This is a genomic window from Cytobacillus gottheilii, assembly GCF_900166665.1.
In the GTDB taxonomy this organism is placed as follows: Bacteria; Bacillota; Bacilli; order Bacillales; family Cytobacillaceae; genus Cytobacillus; species Cytobacillus gottheilii_A.
Window position 1 is genome coordinate 2,734,726 of record NZ_LT800494.1, and the last position, 21,863, is coordinate 2,756,588.

Consider the following 21,863-nt stretch of genomic DNA (forward strand, 5'->3'; position numbering starts at 1 on the left):
CATTCACCTCCTCAGCCTTTTATTTTTTTATGAAGCTCATATAGCTCATTAAATGCCTGCATTGGCGTCATTTCAAGAATTTCAATTGATTTTAAGTGCTGCAGAATTTTCTTTTCTTTTGAAGACACCGGCGCCTGTTTGGGTTCTGGCTCTTTTTCATCAAAAAAGGACAGCTGTGCTAACGGCTCTTGTACCTTTATAGCAGGCTCTTGTTTCGTTTCACGCTTAGGCTGCTTCTGCTGCTCCTGATGCTGCTTTTCAAATCCAGCCAAAATCGTATTGGCTCTGGCAATCAGTTCGTCTGGAAGCTCAGCAAGCTGGGCGACATGAATTCCGTAGCTTTTATCTGCAGGACCTTCCTTAATTTTGTGAAGGAAAACAACCTTGCCATTTTGCTCAGCTGCGCTCACATGGACATTCTTTAATTGCTGCAGCTCGTCCTGCAGAACCGTTAATTCATGATAATGAGTAGAAAATAAGGTTTTGGCACCAATATGCTCATGAATGTATTCAATCATCGCTTGTGCAAGAGCCATGCCATCATAGGTGGATGTGCCTCTTCCGATTTCATCAAATAAGATTAAACTATTTTGTGTGGCATTGACAATGGCATTTTTTGCTTCAAGCATTTCGACCATGAAGGTACTTTGACCTGAAATCAAATCATCTGCCGCTCCAATCCGGGTGAATACCTGATCAAAAATCGGCAGCTCAGCACTTTCTGCAGGTACAAAGCACCCAATTTGCGCGAGGATCGCCGTTAAAGCAATCTGGCGCATATAAGTGCTTTTCCCGGACATGTTCGGACCGGTGATCAGTAAAATTTCTCTTTCCGGATCCATCAGGCAGTTATTTGGCACATACTCCTGCGCCTTCATCACTTTTTCTACGACTGGATGTCTGCCTTCCTTAATGTAAACTCTCCGTTCTGCAGAGAATTGCGGACGAACGTAATGTCGCTGCTCACTAATGGCTGCAAAACATTGAAGCACATCCAATTCGCTCACTGTTTTTGCTAAAGCCTGCAGTCTAGGGATATAGCTTTTGATTTGCTCTCTTACTATGGCAAACAGCTCATATTCCAGCTCCACTGATTTTTCTTCAGCTTGAAGAATCAATGCTTCTTTTTCTTTCAGCTCTGGGGTTACAAACCGCTCTGCATTTGTTAACGTTTGTTTTCGTTCATATAAACCTTCTGGCAAATGTGGAAGGTTTGCTCGCGTTACTTCTATATAATAGCCAAACACGCGATTATAGCCGATTTTCAACGATTTGATGCCCGTTTTTTCGCGTTCCTGGCGCTCAAGCTGCGCGATCCAGCTTTTTCCGTTTCTGCTCGCATCTCGGTATGTGTCCAATTCTTCATGATAGCCATCACGAATAATATTGCCCTCTTTAACGGATAATGGCGGGTGATCAACAATCGCTTGTTCAAGCAGATCTGTTGCTTCTTCACACGCATCAAGACGTTCTGCTAATTTCTCCGCCTCTTCTGTTGAAAGTTCGTGAACCATTTGTCTTAAATGCGGAATCTGCTGCAATGATTTTTTCAGCTGAATCAAATCACGGGCATTCACATTCCCAAACGCCACACGTCCTGCAAGCCTCTCAAGATCATAGACCTCTTTCAGCTTTTCACGCAGCTCTTCTCGTTCAAAATAAGCAGTAATTAATGTATCAACCAAATCATGTCTGCGCGTGATTTCTTGTTTATTCATTAATGGGCGGTCGATCCACTGCTTCAGCAATCTCCCTCCCATTGCTGTTTTGGTTTCGTCCAGCAGCCATAGAAGTGACCCTTTTTTCCCTTTCGAGCGAATGGTTTCGGTCAATTCTAGATTGCGTTTTGAATAATAATCAATTTTCACATACTCGTCGATATGGTAAACTTCGACGACTTGAAGATGATCAAGACTTCTTTTTTGCGTTCTATGCAAATAATTCAACAGTCTGGAGGAAGCTAAACGAAGTTCATTTTGCTCCAATTTTTCTAAAAGAGAGACATAATGATCCTGCTGCTGATCATCGTTTTCTATTGAAAACGTAATCTGGCTGCGTTCTTTGATTTTTGCTTGCCATTCTTCTGTAAAATCACTTCCAACAACGACTTCTCTTGCTCCAGAAAGAAACAGTTCATTTAAGACGGTTTCAAAACCGCCGCTTAAGAAAGCTGCTTTCGTTTCACCGGTTGACAGATCATTGCATACAAACGCAAATGTTTGGTGATCAAAAGCGGTGATGCTCGCGATGTAATTGTTTTCTTTGTCTGTCAGCCCTTTGCCTTCCATCATGGTTCCTGGTGTAATCAGCTGAACGACTTCTCTTTTCACAACGCCTTTAGCTTGCTTAGGATCCTCGGTCTGCTCGCAAATCGCCACCTTATAGCCTTTTTCCACAAGCTGTTCAATATAACCAGGAGCAGAATGATACGGCACTCCACACATTGGAATTCGCTCTTCTGTTCCGCCTTCACGGCTTGTTAAGGTAATTTCAAGCTCCTGTGATGCTCGAATGGCATCGTCAAAAAACATCTCATAAAAATCGCCTAAACGAAAAAATAAAAAGGCATCCTGATAATCTGCCTTTACTCTTAAATATTGCTGTATCATTGGCGTATACGTTAAAGCCATAATATCCTCCACGGTCTGTTAGATTGCTAGATTTTAGTATGAACAAGCATATGTGTACCATGCTTTGTTTCAACATTTTGTCCTTAGTATTATAACATATTTTTTTCGTTCTTTTGAAAAAGTCCACAAACCACGCCTATCAAATTACTGGTACTTGAAAAAAACAACCCGCTGGCAAACCAGAAAGGCTGTAAATATACACATTCTAAATGAGCAGCTTGGAGTTTTCGCGGGTGCTGCTTGTTCGTTCATTAGGCATGGCAGGATAAAGAGGTATTGTTTTAGAGAAAAGCATTCAAGGTTGAATTATTCGCGGAGTATAGCTGTTTTTAGACGGAGAAATTCCGGTTATTTTGAAAAAAAGGGCTAAAAAAGCAAATATAAACGGAGAAATTCAGGTTAAGTTCTATATATGGAGTTAAATTTCATGAATTTTGTTCATATAAGCGGAAATACTCCGTCTATTTTACGGGAAATGGAGGCATTTCCCAAAATAGACGGAATTTCTATGCTTATTTTCTAAAAAGATTACATTAGGTTTGAAAAAACACTTGGGGCACCAAGTGTTTTTTTATAACAATAATGAAGCAAGGTTCGTACTCAGTTACACTGCAAACTGGACTGCTTTCCGTTTGCATAGCTCTTGTTACAGCGTTTTAGTTGTTAATATACTTCTCAAACACATACCCAAAATCTTTTACATTGTATTTCTTACGGCTGTTCATAAGCCAATTGAAGGCTGTTTCGTTTAAGACCTTGAAGTTGTCGTTGATATTGCTTTGGTCACTGGAAGCATAGCGGCTGATCGTTGTGGAAGCAAGATTTAAGCTCTTTTCAGCGTACCCCATGGAAACTTCATTTTCAGTGCAGATTTCAGAAATACGAATTAATGCTTTATATAGATCCTTTAATTCTTCAATATGTTTTTTATGTACATCAATTGAGAAGCTGATGCCGGCCATGACAAATTTAATTTCAACGTCTAAATCGACAGTGCCTGCGGTTTCAAGCATTACATTTGAAATCGTATTCTCTCTATAGCTGTAGCGCTTCAGCGATCTTTTTTTGCTGATTGCACTTGTGCCATCCAAATGGATCAGCGCACGATTTGTAAAGCAATACTCATCTGTTTTGGATTTGATGAGAAAGTAAATTTTCTCATTATCCTCGTGCAAAATATAATCGTCTGCATCCACCTTATCATAGTCTGCAGGACCGATTACAGAACCAATATCACTTAATCCTAAAACATCTGAAGCTACTTTTTTAAACATGATATCAACCTTTCTAAGTTTGATAGAAATATTTTACCATATTTTTCAGGAAGAGATAACAGTACCTTTGCCTCATTGTGGGCTAAAGCTCCTGACTGTAAGGAGGTAAGAAAAATTAGGGTTCCCTCCGTCAACTGTTTCAATATAGATTGGAAGGTGGGAATGCTGCAACTCCTGAAGGGAACCTGGCTTCATGAAAAAAGAAAAAACTAGGAAGCAAAACCTCCTAGTTACCTTCTATTCTTCTTCTGTTCCTACTAAGAAATCAGGATTTAAATCTTCAAATTCTTCGTCGTCTACATCAAAGCCCCATTCATCATCATCACAGTCGCAAGCGTCAGCGTGTACAGCTACACATACAGTTGTTTCGCCGATCACTTCCACAAGAAATTCTCTTTCGACATGTACGATAATTTTATTTCCATTTGGGGAAATAGCTGCTTCACAGCAGTTTGGCTGTTGAAGTACTTTTGCGATTACTTCTAAATCATCCAGGCAATCAGGATCGCGGTATTTTACTTTAATGACATCTTTATACTCGACACGTTCAGTTACTACTTCTGTCTGTGTATTATCATTATAGGAATACCAAACGTTGATGTCATAGCTGCCGCAGATCTCGACTGTTTTTCCAACCTTTTCTGCTTCATACTTATGGTTTATAATCCAGCAGCCAAGTATGCTTGACGGTTGGTGTTTAGGGCAGATTGTGTGATTGGACTGTGTGAATTTACGTCCTTTGGCAACGACTGCCTTTGTAATTATCTCTCTGTAGTCTCCCATTGCGAGCGAACCCTCCTCATTCATTTTCAATTCATCCTATGCGGGATATTAGACTAGTGTGCGACAATTATTGAGGAATGTTAGGTAAAAGTATTGGCATGATTTATCCTATGCCGAAAGCGGGCGAATGTGCCGGGTCGAGTCTTTTCTGCAGGCATCTTTTTTAAAATCATATAGCATTCATCACAAAATGTGCGTTTTCCTTGATCAAAATGCACAGACAGCTTGGCTTATTCTCCAATAGTATATATTAAAGAAAAGGGGGTGAGCAGAAATGCCAGATCAAGAAAGATCTAATTTCAGAGTTTCAGTAAATGGTGAGGAAATGTCAGGAACAGATGCTCAGGAGTTTGCACAAAACTTAGCAACGAATTTAGCGGGAACATTTGGCAGCTTTTTCTCGGGTCTGTTCGGCAACATTGCCGGCGGGCAAGGAACAGGATCAGCCAATTCAACAAACACAACAAATTCAACAAATCCTTTGTCTGCTTTAGACAATATCCTTAATGACGATCAAGCAGAAAATAATACAGCAAATCCGATCAACTTCTCAGGTTTGTCAGGGTTAAACTTAAACAACATGCTGCCAGTTATTGAAACATCTGATGATAATAATCAGATTAAGATGACTTGGAACGGAAACACTCTATTTGACTTAGACCTTACAAATCTACAAAACACAGGAAGTAACAATTCCAATAATTCATAACCATTTAAGGAGGTGAATGATATATGTTAACAAGAGGATTAAACAGATGCAGAATTAACAATGATGATGACAATCGTCCTGCAGTAAGCCCAGCGAACGAGAACAATGCAGTAAGCACTGGAGATGAGTTTGAAGCATTTACGTTTGCAGCACAAGCGAACGTTCAAGCTGATGTAAATCCGCAGGTACCAGTTTCAGTTGGCGGTTTTGCAATCAACGCTTCATTAATCAACGTGCCAATTCTATCTGCTCAATTCAATATTGCTAACGCTGGTGATTCCAGAGCAGTTGCTGTAAAAGTAAACAACCAAACGCAAGGTAACGAAGCTTAATAAGCTTAAAGATATAGATTATCCAAAAATGAAGGGGGGGAGTACAATTGTTAAATGCTAGTTCAAATTCAAATGCTATGGGACAATCAAAATCTGTAGAAATTAATTCCGATGTACTCAAGGAGCTGGGCATACCGCAGGAGCTGCTGGATGTCGCAGCAGAAGCTGGAATTCCGTCCATTAATAATCATGCAGCGGGCGGAAAAGGCGGACGTGCTATCAGCCTGACGTATGTTGATAATTATTCAACACTGCTTCTTGTTTACACCTTTCTCCTGAATTTTTTGGATAGTCGTGAAAATGATGATGGAACAAAAATACTAAATCAATCGCTTCTCGCCACTTTGAATAGCGCCCTGATCGAACAGCAGGAATATCGCAAAGAATTCCTCAACGCCGTTGAATTGCTTCGACAATAAGAAAAGCGGAAGGCGCTTAGGTGCCCAAGCTAATAGAAGAAAAGCCAAACATGATCCCGCCACAACCCGCGAATCATATTTGCTTCCCCTTTTAATAGATAAAAACCTGGTTTCCTTTTGGGAACCAGGTTTTTTGCGCTTACGCTTTTCGGTTGTCCAGCTACAGCGCCTAGCCCCTCGAGGTCTTAAGCCATGTTGTCCTGAAGGTAAAGTTCAACCTTCATGCCAACCTGTCTTAAGCTTGTCGGGGCTGAGCAAGGCGCTTTCACATTTCGTTTTGTCCAGCTACAGCGCCTAGCCCCTCGAGGGGTCGGGGCTGAGCAAGGCGCTTTCGCATTTCCGTTAATGGCTGCAGCTTGTGTTTTTGATTTGGGCACCCGTTTCTCCGCTTAGAAGGTTGCCTCCAGTGGATAGGATGACTTCATCTGTGACTTTGTTTGAGATGGCTGATGCCACTGTCTGCAGAAGGTTATTGACTTCCAATTGTGATTGTTTGAATTCCTGTACGACTGGAATACTGTCAAGCTGTTCCTCGATGGATGCAATTTTGGCTTCTGTTTTTTTGTGTGCTTCTTCTTTGCCAAAGTGCTGCAGGTTCACTGCTTGCTTTTGAAGTCCTTTGATGGATGTCATTAAGGTTTTTACTTTTTCATTACCATGAATTTGTGCTTCAGCACGTTTGAAGAATTCTACTTCTTCTGTATCAGCAATCATTTGTGCCAGCTCTTCAGCACGTTTAATAATGTCATCTTTTGTGTATTTAGCCACCTTAGTTCACCTCTACCGTTTCATGTTCTTGAATCATATCCCCATTTAAAGACCAAGTCTTTGCATCGGTTATTTTTACTTTTACAATCTTGCCGATCGCTGTTTTCGGTCCTCTAAAGTTTACTAATTTATTCTTTCTTGTATAACCTGCTAAAATATCCGGGTTGTTCTTGCTTTCCCCTTCAACCAGCACTTCTACAATTTCATCCTGGTATTTCTTCATGGAAGCAGCAGAAAATTCATTTACAAGCGCATTTAAACGCTGCAGACGCTCTTTTTTGACTTCCATCGGCACATTGTCTACCATTTTCGCTGCAGGTGTACCTTCTCGTGGTGAATAAATAAATGTATACGCAGCCTCGAAGCCTACTTCACGATATAAAGAAAGCGTTTCTTGGAACTGCTCTTCTGTTTCATTCGGGTAGCCAACGATGATGTCCGTTGTAAACGTTGCGTTTGGAATCGCCGCTTTAATTTTACCTACAAGCTCTAAAAATTGTTCTCTTGTATATTTGCGAGCCATGATTTTTAAGACATCCGTTGAGCCAGATTGTACCGGCAAATGAATATGTTCAACGAGGTTGCCGCCTTTAGCAAGCACTTCAATTAAACGATCATCAAAATCACGCGGATGGCTTGTTGTAAAACGAATGCGCGGGATATCAATTTTGCGGATTTCATCCATTAATTCGCCAAGACCATATTGAATATCATCAAAATCTTTACCATATGCATTTACATTCTGACCAAGCAACGTGATCTCCTGATAGCCTTGTGCTGCAAGCTGGCGCACCTCTTGAATAATATCTTCCGGACGGCGGCTCCGCTCTTTGCCTCGAGTATAAGGAACGATACAATACGTACAGAATTTATCACAGCCGTACATAATATTAACCCATGCTTTAATATTGCCGCGGCGGACCTTTGGAAGGTTTTCAATTACATCTCCTTCTTTAGACCATACCTCGACAACCAATTCTTTTGAAAGATAAGCTTCTTTAAGTATGTTTGGCAAACGGTGAATATTATGTGTACCAAAAATCATGTCAACTTGTGTGTACGTTTTTAGAATCTTGTTTACGACAGATTCTTCCTGTGACATACAGCCGCAGACGCCCAGTAAAAGATCTGGATTGTTTTTCTTTAAGTGCTTTAAGTGACCTAGCTCTCCAAACACTTTATTTTCAGCATTTTCACGGATCGCGCACGTGTTCAGTAAAATGACATTTGCATCTTCCACAGTATCTGTTGCCTCATAGCCAAGAGACTCAAAGATCCCTGCCATCACTTCTGTGTCATGCTCGTTCATTTGACATCCAAATGTGCGGATATAGAATTTGCGGCCTTTGCCCATCTGATAAAATTCTTCCGGAATATCAAAGTCTTTATGATATTTCACTTCTTCTTTTCCGCGTTTTTTTGCATCCTTTAAGGACGGTGGTGTATATACTGTTTCAAAATATTTACTGTAATCCTTTTCGGATTTTTTGTCCGCTGGATTAGCTGCTGCAATTTGCTGTCCTTCTAGCCGTTGTTTTTCGTTCATTATGGAACTCCTTTCATCTATCTCAAAACTTGTCCAATAATCCATTCGCTCATATGTTCATTGTGCTTTTTAAACCCCTATGCACATTATTATAGTATAAAGCCTATAAGGCGTTTACACAATAGAATGGAGTTTATGACTTTATATTATAAAGGGAACAGAATGTTTATATTGTGACAAAGCTTACAACGCTTTCATTTTTTATTTGATCCATTATCATCGCCCTGTTTAGAATTTCTGCAGAAGTCTGCTCCTTTTCCAAATAAGTATGCTGCTGTCCATCTGCCCAAACACCTAAAATGTATTTGATGACAAAGAATTTAGATAGACAAAATAAATTTCTTCCCTAAAGTACATAGGATGCTATAGGTGGTGAGAAGATGGGACGTTTACATGCAGTCGGACTTCTTTTAATTGTAACCGGTGTTTTTGTCGCCAGTAATATTTATACTTTGATTCCGATTTACTCGGAGATCGCTATTGGAGTAAAGTCATCTGAAGAACAAATTATATGGGGCAGCAGTGTTTTCACAGTGTGTTATGCAATTGGGCTGCTTCTCTTTGGCCCGCTGTCCGAGCAATATGGCCGTAAAAAAGTGATTGTCTTAGGTCTTTTGATGTCCGGCCTTTCCACAATGCTTGTGGGATTGTCTTTTAATCTTGAAAGCTTAATTGTCTTTCGCGGGGTTCAGGGATTCTTTCTCGGCAGCTTTGCACCAGTTGCCTTTGCCTATATCTTTGAGCTTTATGAAAAAGAAAAACAGCGAACGTTAATTCTTACCCTCATTAATTGCGGGTTTTTAGTTGCAGGCATTCTTGGTCAGATTGTAAGTACTGCACTCACACTCTTCTATGGATGGGAAATCGTTTTTTTTGTTTTTGCAGTTATCTACGTCACTTTATTTACGTTCAGCCACAAGATTCATATAAAGACAGCCATTTCCCCTGCTCAAGGCTTTCATATCTTTAAAGTCCTTGCGGTTCCATTTTCAAGCAAACAACTTTTCAATAGCTACTTAATCACGTTTACTCTGCTGCTTTCATTTATTGCTTTCTATGACAGTCTAGGAAGAATGCTGAGTACAGATGGGTTTTCAGACGAGGCGCTCATTCTTATTCGCACCATTGGATTAGCTGGTACCATTCTGGCTGTTTTTACAGGGCGGATCATTGAGAAGCTCCATTTGAAAAAGACGATGATTATTGGAATTCTTTTATGTTTGGGCAGCTTAGTGCTGTTTATTGTGTTTCGTGAACAGCCGGTTATGATTACCTTTTTATCCATCCCATTTGTGTCATCGATCGCCATGCTGATTCCTTCTGTCATCTCGTATATTGGCAGTGCTGCTAAAGCACAAAGAGGATTAGCGACTTCGTTCTATTCTTTTTCCCTCTTAATGGGGGCAAGTTTAGCTCCAGTGATTGCAGCACACTTATCGTTTACGTTCGTTATGACAGTGCTGCTTGTTTTCTTCTGCTGCAATTTGTTTCTTGTTTTGAAAATGTAAAAAAACCGCCTGATTTAAAGGCGGTTCTAAAATGGGTTACATAAACTCCGCAGCAAGCTTGTCAAAATGCTCTTGATCAAGCTGTAAATCTGCGTGTGCGAGCGGAGTTTCAGCATACCCATTCAAATGTTCCTGATAGGATTTTTGTTCTGTATTTTGATAGATCAGCCCAGTTACAAGTCCATCATGTTTCATGAGGGTCTGCATCGCAAGCTCTCGATTAGAAGGATCATATTCTTCTATTGTTGCCAATTTTGTCAGATTCTCTTTGAACCATTCATACGTATTGATTTTATTATAAGTTACACAAGGGCTATATACATTGATTAAAGAAAATCCGTCATGCTGGATCCCAGCTTCAATCAAGGCCGTTAAGTCCTTTAAATCTGTCGAAAAGCTTTGCGCCACAAAGGTCGCCCCTGCTGTTAAAGCCATTTCCATTGGCGAAATGGCAGATTCAATGGAGCCTGCAGGCGTAGATTTCGTTTTAAAGCCGGAAGCAGAGCGTGGTGAAGTCTGCCCCTTCGTCAAACCATAAATTTGGTTATCCATGACAATATACGTCAGATTGACATTGCGGCGGATCGCATGGATCGTATGCCCCATCCCAATAGCAAATCCATCTCCATCACCGCCTGAAGCAATAACGGTCAGGTCTCTGTTTGCCATTTTTACACCTTGGGCTATAGGAAGGCAACGACCGTGAATCCCATGAAATCCATAGGAGTTAATATAGCCGGAAATCCGTCCAGAACAGCCTATACCTGATATGACAGCCAGATTTTCCGGTTCCAGGCCAACGTTTGCAGCTGCACGCTGAATAGCAGCCTGAACGGAAAAATCACCACAGCCAGGACACCAGTTTGGTTTTACATTATTGCGAAAATCTTTAAACGTCGCCATTTAGATCAGCTCCTTACATGCAGAATGAATTTCATGCGGCAAAAATGGATTTCCGTCATATTTTAAATGATTATGAATTTTTTGCGCATAGCCAACATTCATTTTCATGATATTTGCCAATTGGCCTGTGGCATTGTTTTCAACAACGACCACTTTTTTTGCAGATTGAACAAGAGGCAAAAGTTCTTCTGAAGGGAACGGATGAATAAGGCGAATATGTGCATGATTCACTTTTAAACCATCTGCTTCTAATCGTTCCTGAGCTTCTTCAATGGCTCCTCTTGTGGAATTGAATCCTACTAACAATAGATCTGCATTCTCATGCGGCGTATTTTTATAAATCGGTGTATCGAAGCGAATATTTTCCAGCTTGCGGAACCTTTTATCCATCTGCGCTTTCCGGTTGGCTGGTGATTCAGATGGTTTTCCAGTTTCCTCATGCTCAACACCTGTCACATGGTGGATGCCATGCTTCATGCCAGGAATTACTCTTGGTGAAACACCATCCTCTGTTACTTCGTATCTCTTAAAATACGCTTTATTTTCAATTTCAGGTAGATCACCCGTAAGCAGCTTGCCGCGGCGGATTTCTACCTGGCTCAGATCAATCGGCTCAACCGTCTGTTTTCCTAAAGAAAGCTGCAGATCTGTTAACATAATAACTGGACATTGGTATTCCTCTGCCAGATTAAACGCTTCAGCTGTATCATAAAATGCTTCCTGCACCGTGCTTGGAGCCAGAATAATTTTAGGAATCTCTCCGTGTGTGCCATAAATCATTGCCATTAAGTCTGATTGCTCCTGCTTTGTCGGCAGACCAGTGGATGGACCGCCGCGCTGTGTATCGATAATTACGAGCGGCGTTTCAGTTATCCCTGATAAACCGATAGCTTCCATTTTTAGCGATAGACCAGGACCTGCTGAAGCCGTCAGTGCACGTGCACCAGCATAATTAGCTCCAATACACATCGTAACAGCCGCGATTTCGTCCTCTGTTTGAATGACAGAACCGCCTACTGCAGGCAGCTTCTTAATTAAATACTCCATTATTTCGGAAGCGGGCGTAATCGGGTAAGCAGCCATAAAGCGAACACCTGCACTAAGCGCGCCTAATGCGATGGCATCATTTCCGATCATAAATAATCTCTTCTCGCCATCTGCCTTAGCCAGCTCCATCATGCCTGTTCCCTCGGAAAGTGCTTCCTTCATCGCATCAAAGCCAGCTTTAATGGCATCCATATTGCTGTCAACGACATTTTGCCCTTTTCTGCCGAAAATCTCCTGAACTACTTCTCTGAAAAGCTCTGACTCTATGTTTAGAACTGCACAAGTTGATCCAATCGCAATCATATTTTTCATTAATGAAGTACCCAGTTCTGTTGCAAGACTTGTAAAAGGAATCGAATATAAAGCTGCATTTGTATCTTCTGGCTTTTGCGGACCGAATTTAGCATCTGCAATAATAATTCCGTCATCATGCAATTCCTGGTAGTTTAAATCTATTGTTTCTTGATCAAAAGCAACCAGGATATCCAAATCGTCTGATATGGCACGAACCTGACTCGTACTTACACGAATCTTATTATTTGTATGGCCACCCTTAATTCGGGAGGAAAAATGACGGTATCCGTATAAGTAGTAGCCTAAGCGATTCAAAGCAATCGAAAAGATTTCCCCTGTGCTTTCAATGCCTTCCCCTTGCTGTCCCCCAACTTTCCACGAAAGCTGATTGATCATGTTCTGCACCCCTTTTAAAAATATTAATAGGTATGTATATTTATTCAAACTAAAATAGAAGATCGCGCCCGTCTATTACAGGCATTTGCCTTATATAAAAGCGGCACAGACGTACTAAACGCTTACAATTTTAGTCCTTACCTTTTTAAAAAGCAAGCCTTTACATACAACTAAAAGTTATAATTCTGTGAATTATTTTAATATAAAATAGTATATTTTCTGTATTTTCTGCGAATAAAACAAAATTGATTTTTTGAGCTGGTTTCTATCATTTGCACAGAATTTAACTTATATTGGGAGACGACTCGCAAAATTTTGAAACATAAACCGATCAAGTTGTGTTTGTGAATAGTAGCTGCTTAATGCATGAATAAGATTTTCATATTTAGAGGCCTTTTCAATACCGGTTACGATATGGTCAGTTCCGTCAAAGTCTGAACCAAATCCGACATGAAATTCTCCGCCAAGCGAACAAATATAATCAAGATGGCGTAAAATGTCATCTATTGTAGCTGTTGATGATCCGGACAAAAAATCAGCAACAAAGGTTATTCCGATGACACTGTTTCGATCAATAAGTGCCTTGATTTGCTCATCTTTTAAATTTCTAGGATGCTTGCATACTGAATAACAATTCGAGTGAGAAGCAATCGGAAACTGCCCATATTCCATGACATCCCAAAATCCCTTTTCCGCTAAATGCGAGACATCACACCAAATATTCCTTTCATTCAGCACACCAAGTACTTGTTTGCCAAACTGCGAAAGCCCTCCTGCACTCTCCTCTAATACACCATCAGCAACGCAGTTTCGATAATTCCAGGTTAAACCTACACTTGCTACCCCCAGCCGAAGCAATGTCTGCAGTTTCACGATATCCTTACAGATGGCATCACAGCCTTCAAGCGTAAGAAGTGCCCCCACTTCGTTCAGTTTCAGATTTTTAATATCCTCTTTGCTTTTGACTAGTTTAAGGCGTGGATTGGGCTTAATGATTCGTTCATAAAATAGATCAATCATTCTTAATGCAGCATGAAACTTTAAATCAGGATGCACAGCTTCCGGGACATAAATCGCAAAGCATTGTACCTTAATGGCTGAGTTTATAAGCTCATTCATATTTACTTGCAGATTGTGATCATTTTGAAATTGAATATTTGAATCCATAAGCATTTTACACAGAACATCACAGTGAGCATCAAAGATAGACATATACAAAGTCCTTTCTCTATTGATCTTATTAATCGCATAGAAATGCGGAATCATTTTAGTGTTATAGCTCAGCAAACGCAGCTAGGTTTCTTTTATTATTCTTCGTACTGTGAAAAAAGCCTGCTTGCGTTAAGCAAACAGGCCGAAAACGATATGTGGTTGTTGTTTATCTCGGTTCAACGATCAATTTGATCGCTGTTCTTTCTTCTCCTTCAATGAGAATATCTGTAAATGCAGGGATGCAAATTAAATCCACTCCGCTAGGTGCTACAAATCCGCGTGCAATCGCTACTGCTTTAACCGCTTGATTCAATGCACCCGCACCAATTGCCTGAATTTCTGCTGCTCCTCTTTCACGCAGCACTCCAGCAAGCGCACCAGCTACAGAATTGGGATTAGATTTTGCTGAAACTTTTAATATTTCCATTCCTAGCTCCTCCTCATTTTTTCCCCTCTGTATGCCCCCTTAAAGACACATCAGGTATATAAACCATTCCATTGCTACTATATTCATTTTTGAAAACACATATTCCGGCTTGGACCAAAAATTGAAAAAAAGTATTGGTTTATAGAAGGATTGCAGAAGATTTAAGGACCTGAGGAGCAAAGTATTATGTCCCAGTCTATAAAAAGTGCTGGATCTGAACGAATATATTATTTCTTAAACACGATTATTCATAGTAGTGGTTTGGGTAGTTAAACAAGCTCGTTTCATCTGCGCTCCAGACCCTCGCTTTCCATGGGGAGAAAGCTAGAATCTCTATTGCCCATAGGAGTCGGGGGTCCTCCGCTCCATTTCATTCATGTTTAGAAATATTAAATGTTAAACAAATAAAAAACCAAATGATTAGAAAGATCTTCTTCCCAACCATTTGGTTCTAGGTCGCGTTAATACTTTTGTCTTAGCCTCTTTACTTATGAATAAAAGGGATGATCATCATTAATGAGAATCGGCTGTATTTTCTTCGCTTTGCCTGTTTTCTGATCTAGGTCGATTAATACTGCACTTAGCTGCGAGCGTCCTGTTTTCGGCACTTCAAATCGTACTGGCAGACCGGTAAGGAAGCGCTTAAGAACAGCTTCTTTCTCCATTCCCAATACAGCGTCATATGGCCCTGTCATGCCTACATCTGCCATAAAGGCCGTTCCATCTGGAAGGATGCGGCAATCGGCTGTTTGCACATGTGTATGGGTTCCTACGACTGCCGATACTCTTCCATCCAAATACCAGCCCATTGCCTGTTTTTCACTTGTTGCTTCTGCGTGAAAATCGACAAAAATGATGGACGTTCTTTCTTTTGCGATTGCTATGAGTTCATCCGCTTTCTCAAACGGACAATTATTCGCCTGCATGAAGGTTCTGCCTTGAAGACTAATAACAGCGATTTCCTCGGTATTGTATTTTAAGAAGACCATTCCCTGCCCAGGGTTGTTATCCGGAAAATTGGCTGGCCGCACTAAATATTTTGCTTTATCAACAAATTCGAATATTTCTTTATTATCCCATGTATGATTTCCAAGTGTAACGGCTTGTGCGCCAGTTTCTAAAAAGCTCCGATAAATTTTTTCTGTGATGCCTCTGCCGCTTGCTGCATTTTCACCATTGATGATGGTCAGCTGCGGACGGTATTTTTCTTTTAATTTAGGCACATACTCGCTGATCATATCTCTTCCTAACGAGCCGACCACATCTCCTACAAACAAAATCCTCATTTTTACACCTTCTTAATATGTACTTGCTCTTTCAGTTTAGCACATTTCTGTATGCTTTTATGCAATTCATCGTACAATTCATCCTATTACGCTCAGAAAAACAAACACTTTTTCGTTCAAGCTGCAGATGTTGCTAAATTATTCATGGTGATGTTCAGGCTTTCCTTTTAAAAGCACAAAAAAGCGATGCTGACGCATCGCTTATTTTGCATATTCAACAGCTCTCGTTTCACGGATCACTGTTACTTTAATATGTCCTGGGTAATCCAGTTCTTCTTCAATTTTCTTGCGGATATCTCGTGCCAGTCGATGTGATTCAAGATCGTCAATTTGCTCAGGTTTTACCATAATGCGTATTTCGCGGCCAGCCTGAATTGCAAATGATTTCTCAACTCCATCATAAGACTCTGAAATTTCCTCAAGCTTTTCAAGACGACGAATATAGTTTTCAAGTGTTTCACGTCTTGCTCCCGGGCGTGCAGCCGATAAGGCATCTGCAGCTGCCACAAGAACAGCAATGATGGACGTAGGCTCTGAATCACCATGGTGAGACGCGATACTATTGATGACAACTGGATGCTCTTTGTATTTTGTAGCAAGCTCCACACCAATTTCAACGTGGCTTCCTTCGACTTCGTGGTCAATTGCCTTCCCGATGTCATGCAGTAAACCTGCGCGGCGTGCCAGTGTCTCATCCTGTCCAAGTTCTGCTGCTAACATTCCTGAAAGCTGCGCAACTTCCATTGAGTGTTTTAACACATTTTGACCATAGCTCGTCCGGAATTTTAGGCGTCCAAGAATTTTAATTAAATCTGGATGCAACCCGTGTACACCGACTTCAAACGTAGTTTGTTCACCAATCTCACGGATATGTTCATCTACTTCGCGACGTGCTTTATCTACCATTTCTTCAATGCGTGCAGGGTGAATACGGCCATCCTGAACGAGCTTGTCTAATGCAAGTCGTGCAGTTTCACGGCGAATCGGATCAAATCCGGAAAGAATAACCGCTTCTGGAGTATCATCGATAATTAAATCGATTCCAGTTAATGTTTCAAGTGTACGGATATTTCGTCCTTCACGTCCGATGATACGACCCTTCATTTCATCGTTTGGCAGATTTACAACTGATACAGTTGTTTCAGCAACATGGTCAGCTGCACATCTTTGGATAGCTAGTGACAAAATTTCTTTCGCTTTCTTGTCAGCGTCCTCTTTTGCTCTAATCTCGCTCTCTTTTACCATTATAGCGACTTCATGAGACACTTCTTGCTCTGTGCGCTCTAAAATGATGGACTTCGCTTCTTCGCGAGTTAAACCAGAGATGCGTTCTAGCTCTGTTTGCTGCGCTTGTACCATCTTGTCCACTTTGCTTTCCATCTCTTCTATATGCTGTTGTCTTTTGCTAAGAGAATCGTCCCTCTTTTCTAATTGTACTTCACGTTTATCTAACGTTTCATCCTTACGGTCAAGATTCTCTTCTTTTTGCAGTAAACGATTTTCTTGTTTTTGCAGTTCATTTCTGCGATCACGAACTTCACGTTCAGCTTCTGTGCGAAGCTTGTGAATCTCATCCTTGGCTTCAAGCAGGGCTTCCTTTTTGGTCGCTTCCGCTTCACGCTTAGCGTCTTCTAAAATTTGCTCAGCTGCGTCTTTAGCACCTGCGATCTTTGCTTCAGAAATAGATTTACGAACAAAATAGCCAACAAAAGCACCGAGTATTAGGCCAAGCAAAATGGAGATGATTGTTACTGGTTCCATCATTTCACCTCCTCTTGCTATGAACTTTTTGTTACGTTTCTAAAAGTGATGCTTGTACATGATCATCGTTCAATGTACAGCACTGCGGCTTCTAAACGCTTTTCATACTTTATAAAAAATGTAAAATATACAATTTTAATTGTAAAGCTGTGAAAATTTATTGTCAAGTGCTCCAGGTCCTTGACAGAATGATAATTTAAGTATTTTCGCAGTTTTTGAAAACTTTGTCCTTTTTACTGTGAAAAATAGGCTTCTCAGCACAATTTCAGGATCATCCAAGCCATCCAAAACAATTGTTGCCGATTCTTTAAAGATAGATATGAAAGATTGTATGTAAATCAAAAAAGCGGACAAAGTCTAAATCGACCCTTGTCCACTTCTTAGCGCCTTAAATTAAGTCGAACTCTTCCTGCTCTTTTTCCTCTGTGACTGTGTATTGAGCATCCAGACCGTAGTGTTCGCGAATTTGCTGCTGAATTTGCTTGCGAATTTCAGAGTTTTCTTTTAAGAACTGCTTCGCGTTCTCACGGCCTTGGCCTAAACGTTCCTCGTTGTAGGAATACCATGATCCGCTCTTTTGAACAATATCAACTTCAGAGCCAAGATCAATGATTTCTCCTTCTTTAGAAATCCCCTCACCGTACATGATATCCACTTCAGCTACACGGAATGGAGGAGCAACTTTATTCTTAACTACTTTAATTTTAGTCTTGTTACCGACCATTTCATTGCCTTGTTTTAATGTTTCAGCACGGCGCACTTCCAGACGAATAGTAGAATAGAACTTTAAGGCACGTCCACCTGGAGTTGTTTCAGGGTTACCGAACATAACACCAACTTTTTCACGGATCTGGTTAATAAAGATGGCAATCGTTTTGGATTTATTAATAGCACCAGAAAGCTTACGAAGTGCCTGGGACATTAAGCGAGCCTGTAAACCAACGTGGGAGTCACCCATTTCCCCTTCAATCTCCGCTTTCGGAACAAGAGCCGCAACTGAGTCAATTACTAGAATATCTACTGCACCGCTTCGTACAAGAGCTTCAGCAATCTCAAGTGCCTGTTCACCTGTATCAGGCTGAGATAATAGCAGTTCATCAATGTTTACACCCAGCTTTTGAGCATAAACCGGATCAAGCGCATGCTCAGCATCAATAAATGCAGCCTGTCCGCCTTGTGCTTGAACCTCTGCGATAGCATGAAGTGCTACAGTTGTTTTACCTGAACTTTCAGGTCCATATGTTTCAATAATTCTTCCGCGCGGATATCCGCCTATCCCAAGAGCTGCATCAAGTGCTAGAGAACCACTTGGAACCGCAGATACTTTTTGCTCTGCCTGCTCGCCCAGTTTCATAATTGAACCTTTACCAAATTGCTTTTCTATTTGCTTTAATGCCATTTCAAGTGCTGCCTGACGATCACTCACTCAAAATTCCTCCTTTTATATGAATGAACGAAACTGTTCATTTATCTCATCTCGAATCTATCTCTACTATAAACGTTTTTTTTCTGTTTGTACAGCAAAAAGTCGAACATTCATTCGTTTTTTTTATTTCCAGTGACACTTGCCAAAATTGGATTTTCTGCTGGCAAAAGCTCGTTAATCTCATTAAATATGTTCGAGAAATGCAAAAAGCTGCCACTATCTGAATTTATGTGAGGCTGCCTATGAAAATTTCTATCATAATCGTTATTTATCAAAAACAAAAGGAATGCACATCCTGCATCCCTCCTGCTTTTACGCTTCCTGTATATAGCTCAACAAAAAGTGACATCCATATTTTATGCTTCGCATCCGATTCGCTGCTCTTGAGCCGCCCAGATTTAGTTTTTCAACTGCTGTTTCTTTCCCTTTTTGGAAGAGTCCGATATAGACTGTGCCAACAGGGTGGCCTTCTAATTCATCCGGTCCGGCAACGCCAGTAAAACTGATGCCGACATCGGCATTCATCAGCTTGGCCGCATTTTCTGCCAGTTCTATTGCACATTCACCGCTGACAACCCCAAACGATTGAATGGTTTCTTCTTTTACCTGCAGGAGATTTGCTTTTACTTCGTTTGTATAGCATACAATTCCGCCTTTTAGAAGGCTGCCTGCACCAGGAATAGACGTAAACTCCTGCTGGAACATGCCCCCTGTCAAGCTTTCTGCTGCAGCAATCGTCAAGTCCTTTTCTTTCAGCAGCTTGATCAGCTCTTCCATAAGAGACGTGTCGTCATATCCGTATATATATTGGCCGACTCGTGTTCTGATCTTCTCTTCTGTTTCATCAATCAGCTGATGAGCCACCTGAAGATCACCATGCTTCGCAGTAATTCTCAGTGTAACCTCCCCATCGCCTGCAAGCGGGGCAATCGTTGGGTTGCTTTGACCATCAATTAAATCCTCAATTTCTGTTTCCAGCATGGCTTCGCCAATGCCAAAAAAACGCAAAACTCGAGAGGCAATCACTTCAGTGGAACCCAGTTTCGAGCGCAATGCCGGGTATGCAAATTTAAGAAACATTGGTTCCATTTCTTTTGGCGGTCCCGGCAGCAGCATATAGATGCGCTCATCTTTTTTGAAGATCATTCCAGGTGCCATCCCATGCTCGTTTGGAAGAACCTCTGATCCACGTAAAATGAGCGCTTGTTTTTTGTTATTCTCTGTCATTGGCCGTCCAGTTCTTGTAAAGTACGCCTCAATGGAAAGCAGCGCATGTTCATCCATTTGCAGCTCTGTATTCAAATGGCTGGCAATGGTTTCCTTTGTGAGGTCATCCTTCGTTGGACCAAGGCCTCCTGTAAAAATAATCAAATCGGCCCTGTTTTCAGCAATTTCAATTGCTGACTTCAGGCGGGAGGGATTATCTCCTACAGCGGTTTGATAGTATACATTAATGCCGATATCGGCCAGCTGCCTGGAAATAAAGCGAGCGTTTGTGTTTACGATCTGGCCAAGCAAAAGCTCTGAACCAACCGCAATGATTTCTGCATTCATGCTTTCCCCTCCGATTGCTTATTTAGAATTAACAAAAGCTTGTTTATTTTTTGCAAAATAATCCCATCCCGACCAAACTGTGAAGATCAGCGCGACCCAAAGGGCAATCATATCAAACGGGATAGAGATCATTTCAAATAGAATATTATGCAGCAGCAAAGCTGAAACGGCAATAATTTGGGCCCAAGTCTTAATTTTGCCTAGCATATTTGCAGCGACTACCTCACCGCCGCCAGCCAAAATAAGGCGGAGACCAGTAACCGCAAATTCACGGCTAATGATAATAATAACGATCCAGGAAGGAGCAAGATGCAGCTCAACAAGTACGATTAATGCTGCCGAAACAAGCAATTTATCTGCAAGCGGATCTAAAAACTTCCCGAGATTTGTAACCAGATTATATTTTCTGGCAATGTAGCCATCGATCCAGTCTGTTGTTGACGCAATGATAAACAGCAGTGCACCTGCTAAGTGGGCAACAGGCAGTTCATCAACTCCAAGCAGGGAAATGTCACCCCATGAAAAAGGATCAAGCATGATAATCATAAACAATGGGATTAACATAATTCTAGATATTGTAATTTTATTAGGCAGATTCATTATAGACCTCCAGTAATAATTGCTTTACCGATTTTAACGCATGAGAAAATAGCCATCAGATTGATGACTATTCAGTATCCGCGACGTAGCGGATGGTAATATCCTGCCGTACGAAATCACTTGGTGAGACAGCATACTCAATTTTTTCATCATTAATGTATATTTCTGTGTTAGAAGAGTTTCCAATAACAAGCACCGCTTCTTCTTCTTTTGTCAGGTCAACAACTTGAGTTGAATTGGCTTCATCTCCAGCAACGAGCATCCCTTGAAAGAAAGAATAGCCTTTGCCATTTTTAATATTCACCCATGTTTCGCCTGTTGAAACAAGCTTCAGTTCAAACTTGTCCGTATTTTTCAGCTCATATGTTGTATATTGGCCATTCGTCTCAGCAGTTGTTACTTCTTGAGCAGGAGGTTCTGGTTCCTCGACAGGTTCTTCAACAGGTTCTTCTTGCTCTGTATCCTCGCCAGTGCCTTCATCTGCTTCATTCTCGCCTGAACCGTTATTTTCATCGGTATCCTCAGGCAGGTTATTCTCGACATTTACACCAGGAGTATTCTCCGGTTCAGCAGGATCGGTTGCATTATTGCCGGAAAATTGTACATAGAAATAATAAACAACAGCAAATACTCCGACCACAAATACAGCGATTAGAACTTTCGGCAGGATTTCAAAGAATTTTGATGTCCCGCCAGAAATATCTTTTCGTGTCTGAACTCTTGAGAGCTTTTCTGGAATATCTTCATTCATACCAGTTGGGATTTCACTCTTAAATTCCTCAAAAAGTTCTTCAGGATGCAGGCCAACAACCTCTGCATATTGCTTAATAAATGCTCTAACATAGAATTTCCCCGGCATGACACTATAATTGCCTTCTTCAATGCCCACTAAATATCTTTTTTGAATCTTGGTTGCTGTCTGCAGATCATCAAGACTCATGCCCTTTGCGATCCGGGCTTCTTTCAATCGATTTCCTAGTTCTGTCAT

19 protein-coding genes are annotated in these 21,863 nt (G+C 41.0%); 4 read left to right on the plus strand and 15 right to left on the minus strand.

The window, feature by feature from the left end; genetic code table 11:
* Positions 1–11: 11 nt before the first annotated feature.
* The 3 genes from mutS to B7E07_RS13550 form a co-directional block, all read right to left on the minus strand.
* Entirely contained in the window at positions 12–2,630 is a 2,619-nt protein-coding gene (gene mutS / locus B7E07_RS13540; protein WP_080846364.1) for a DNA mismatch repair protein MutS, read from the minus strand.
* 656 nt (positions 2,631–3,286) lie between these two features.
* The gene (locus B7E07_RS13545; protein ID WP_080846365.1) at positions 3,287–3,904 is read right to left on the minus strand and encodes a PH domain-containing protein; all 618 of its coding nucleotides are present in this window, start codon (positions 3,902–3,904) and stop codon (positions 3,287–3,289) included.
* Positions 3,905–4,141: 237 nt separating this feature from the next.
* Positions 4,142–4,687: an outer spore coat protein CotE gene (locus B7E07_RS13550; protein ID WP_080846366.1), complete on the minus strand. Its 546-nt coding sequence runs from the start codon at positions 4,685–4,687 to the stop codon at positions 4,142–4,144.
* 274 nt (positions 4,688–4,961) lie between these two features.
* On the opposite strand from B7E07_RS13550, the gene B7E07_RS13555 reads away from it, so the two are divergent.
* Genes B7E07_RS13555 through B7E07_RS13565 form a run of 3 tightly spaced genes read left to right on the plus strand, consistent with a single transcriptional unit; the run spans position 4,962 to position 6,147 of the window.
* Positions 4,962–5,396, plus strand: coding sequence for a hypothetical protein (locus B7E07_RS13555; protein ID WP_080846367.1), 435 nt, complete (start codon positions 4,962–4,964; stop codon positions 5,394–5,396).
* A 23-nt stretch (positions 5,397–5,419) separates the two neighbouring features.
* Positions 5,420–5,728: a hypothetical protein gene (locus B7E07_RS13560; protein WP_080846368.1), complete on the plus strand. Its 309-nt coding sequence runs from the start codon at positions 5,420–5,422 to the stop codon at positions 5,726–5,728.
* Positions 5,729–5,775: 47 nt separating this feature from the next.
* A complete protein-coding gene (locus tag B7E07_RS13565; protein WP_257391453.1) occupies positions 5,776–6,147 on the plus strand; it encodes a hypothetical protein in 372 nt (123 codons plus the stop codon).
* 342 nt (positions 6,148–6,489) lie between these two features.
* On the opposite strand, the gene B7E07_RS13570 is transcribed toward B7E07_RS13565, so the two are convergent.
* On the minus strand, positions 6,490–6,915 hold the full coding sequence (locus B7E07_RS13570) for a YlbF/YmcA family competence regulator (RefSeq protein WP_080846369.1): 426 nt from the start codon (positions 6,913–6,915) through the stop codon (positions 6,490–6,492).
* Position 6,916: 1 nt separating this feature from the next.
* On the minus strand, positions 6,917–8,461 hold the full coding sequence (miaB, locus tag B7E07_RS13575; RefSeq protein ID WP_080846370.1) for a tRNA (N6-isopentenyl adenosine(37)-C2)-methylthiotransferase MiaB: 1,545 nt from the start codon (positions 8,459–8,461) through the stop codon (positions 6,917–6,919).
* Between the two features lie 380 nt (positions 8,462–8,841).
* On the opposite strand from miaB, the gene B7E07_RS13580 reads away from it, so the two are divergent.
* Positions 8,842–9,969, plus strand: a complete 1,128-nt coding sequence (locus B7E07_RS13580; RefSeq protein WP_080846371.1) for an MFS transporter — start codon at positions 8,842–8,844, stop codon at positions 9,967–9,969.
* A 36-nt stretch (positions 9,970–10,005) separates the two neighbouring features.
* Here the strand turns inward: B7E07_RS13580 and B7E07_RS13585 are convergent, their stop codons facing one another.
* From B7E07_RS13585 to B7E07_RS13635, 10 genes are all read right to left on the minus strand, one after another.
* A complete protein-coding gene (locus tag B7E07_RS13585; RefSeq protein WP_080846372.1) occupies positions 10,006–10,872 on the minus strand; it encodes a 2-oxoacid:ferredoxin oxidoreductase subunit beta in 867 nt (288 codons plus the stop codon).
* A complete protein-coding gene (locus tag B7E07_RS13590; RefSeq protein WP_080846373.1) occupies positions 10,873–12,609 on the minus strand; it encodes a 2-oxoacid:acceptor oxidoreductase subunit alpha in 1,737 nt (578 codons plus the stop codon).
* 288 nt (positions 12,610–12,897) lie between these two features.
* On the minus strand, positions 12,898–13,821 hold the full coding sequence (locus tag B7E07_RS13595; protein ID WP_080846374.1) for a dipeptidase: 924 nt from the start codon (positions 13,819–13,821) through the stop codon (positions 12,898–12,900).
* A gap of 166 nt (positions 13,822–13,987) precedes the next feature.
* Complete coding sequence (spoVS, locus tag B7E07_RS13600) at positions 13,988–14,248, minus strand: stage V sporulation protein SpoVS (protein ID WP_066446403.1); 261 nt, start codon at positions 14,246–14,248, stop codon at positions 13,988–13,990.
* Between the two features lie 488 nt (positions 14,249–14,736).
* The gene (locus B7E07_RS13605; RefSeq protein WP_080846375.1) at positions 14,737–15,534 is read right to left on the minus strand and encodes a TIGR00282 family metallophosphoesterase; all 798 of its coding nucleotides are present in this window, start codon (positions 15,532–15,534) and stop codon (positions 14,737–14,739) included.
* Positions 15,535–15,735: 201 nt separating this feature from the next.
* The gene (gene rny / locus B7E07_RS13610; RefSeq protein ID WP_080846376.1) at positions 15,736–17,295 is read right to left on the minus strand and encodes a ribonuclease Y; all 1,560 of its coding nucleotides are present in this window, start codon (positions 17,293–17,295) and stop codon (positions 15,736–15,738) included.
* A 388-nt stretch (positions 17,296–17,683) separates the two neighbouring features.
* Positions 17,684–18,721, minus strand: a complete 1,038-nt coding sequence (gene recA / locus B7E07_RS13620) for a recombinase RecA (protein WP_080846378.1) — start codon at positions 18,719–18,721, stop codon at positions 17,684–17,686.
* 312 nt (positions 18,722–19,033) lie between these two features.
* Complete coding sequence (locus B7E07_RS13625) at positions 19,034–20,275, minus strand: competence/damage-inducible protein A (protein ID WP_080846379.1); 1,242 nt, start codon at positions 20,273–20,275, stop codon at positions 19,034–19,036.
* Between the two features lie 18 nt (positions 20,276–20,293).
* Positions 20,294–20,875, minus strand: coding sequence for a CDP-diacylglycerol--glycerol-3-phosphate 3-phosphatidyltransferase (pgsA, locus tag B7E07_RS13630; RefSeq protein WP_080846380.1), 582 nt, complete (start codon positions 20,873–20,875; stop codon positions 20,294–20,296).
* Positions 20,876–20,942: 67 nt separating this feature from the next.
* Positions 20,943–21,863, minus strand: coding sequence for a helix-turn-helix domain-containing protein (locus tag B7E07_RS13635; RefSeq protein ID WP_080846381.1), 921 nt, complete (start codon positions 21,861–21,863; stop codon positions 20,943–20,945).

What these genes read in the sequence shown, in the direction of transcription:
- mutS (WP_080846364.1), bottom strand. Translation starts at nt 2,630, where the DNA reads ATGGCTTTAACGTATACGCCAATGATACAGCAATATTTAAGAGTAAAG.
- B7E07_RS13545 (WP_080846365.1), bottom strand. Translation starts at nt 3,904, where the DNA reads ATGTTTAAAAAAGTAGCTTCAGATGTTTTAGGATTAAGTGATATTGGT.
- B7E07_RS13550 (WP_080846366.1), bottom strand. Translation starts at nt 4,687, where the DNA reads ATGGGAGACTACAGAGAGATAATTACAAAGGCAGTCGTTGCCAAAGGA.
- B7E07_RS13555 (WP_080846367.1), top strand. Translation starts at nt 4,962, where the DNA reads ATGCCAGATCAAGAAAGATCTAATTTCAGAGTTTCAGTAAATGGTGAG.
- B7E07_RS13560 (WP_080846368.1), top strand. Translation starts at nt 5,420, where the DNA reads ATGTTAACAAGAGGATTAAACAGATGCAGAATTAACAATGATGATGAC.
- miaB (WP_080846370.1), bottom strand. Translation starts at nt 8,461, where the DNA reads ATGAACGAAAAACAACGGCTAGAAGGACAGCAAATTGCAGCAGCTAAT.
- B7E07_RS13580 (WP_080846371.1), top strand. Translation starts at nt 8,842, where the DNA reads ATGGGACGTTTACATGCAGTCGGACTTCTTTTAATTGTAACCGGTGTT.
- B7E07_RS13585 (WP_080846372.1), bottom strand. Translation starts at nt 10,872, where the DNA reads ATGGCGACGTTTAAAGATTTTCGCAATAATGTAAAACCAAACTGGTGT.
- B7E07_RS13590 (WP_080846373.1), bottom strand. Translation starts at nt 12,609, where the DNA reads ATGATCAATCAGCTTTCGTGGAAAGTTGGGGGACAGCAAGGGGAAGGC.
- B7E07_RS13595 (WP_080846374.1), bottom strand. Translation starts at nt 13,821, where the DNA reads ATGTCTATCTTTGATGCTCACTGTGATGTTCTGTGTAAAATGCTTATG.
- spoVS (WP_066446403.1), bottom strand. Translation starts at nt 14,248, where the DNA reads ATGGAAATATTAAAAGTTTCAGCAAAATCTAATCCCAATTCTGTAGCT.
- B7E07_RS13605 (WP_080846375.1), bottom strand. Translation starts at nt 15,534, where the DNA reads ATGAGGATTTTGTTTGTAGGAGATGTGGTCGGCTCGTTAGGAAGAGAT.
- rny (WP_080846376.1), bottom strand. Translation starts at nt 17,295, where the DNA reads ATGGAACCAGTAACAATCATCTCCATTTTGCTTGGCCTAATACTCGGT.
- B7E07_RS13625 (WP_080846379.1), bottom strand. Translation starts at nt 20,275, where the DNA reads ATGAATGCAGAAATCATTGCGGTTGGTTCAGAGCTTTTGCTTGGCCAG.
- pgsA (WP_080846380.1), bottom strand. Translation starts at nt 20,875, where the DNA reads ATGAATCTGCCTAATAAAATTACAATATCTAGAATTATGTTAATCCCA.
- B7E07_RS13635 (WP_080846381.1), bottom strand. Translation starts at nt 21,863, where the DNA reads ATGACAGAACTAGGAAATCGATTGAAAGAAGCCCGGATCGCAAAGGGC.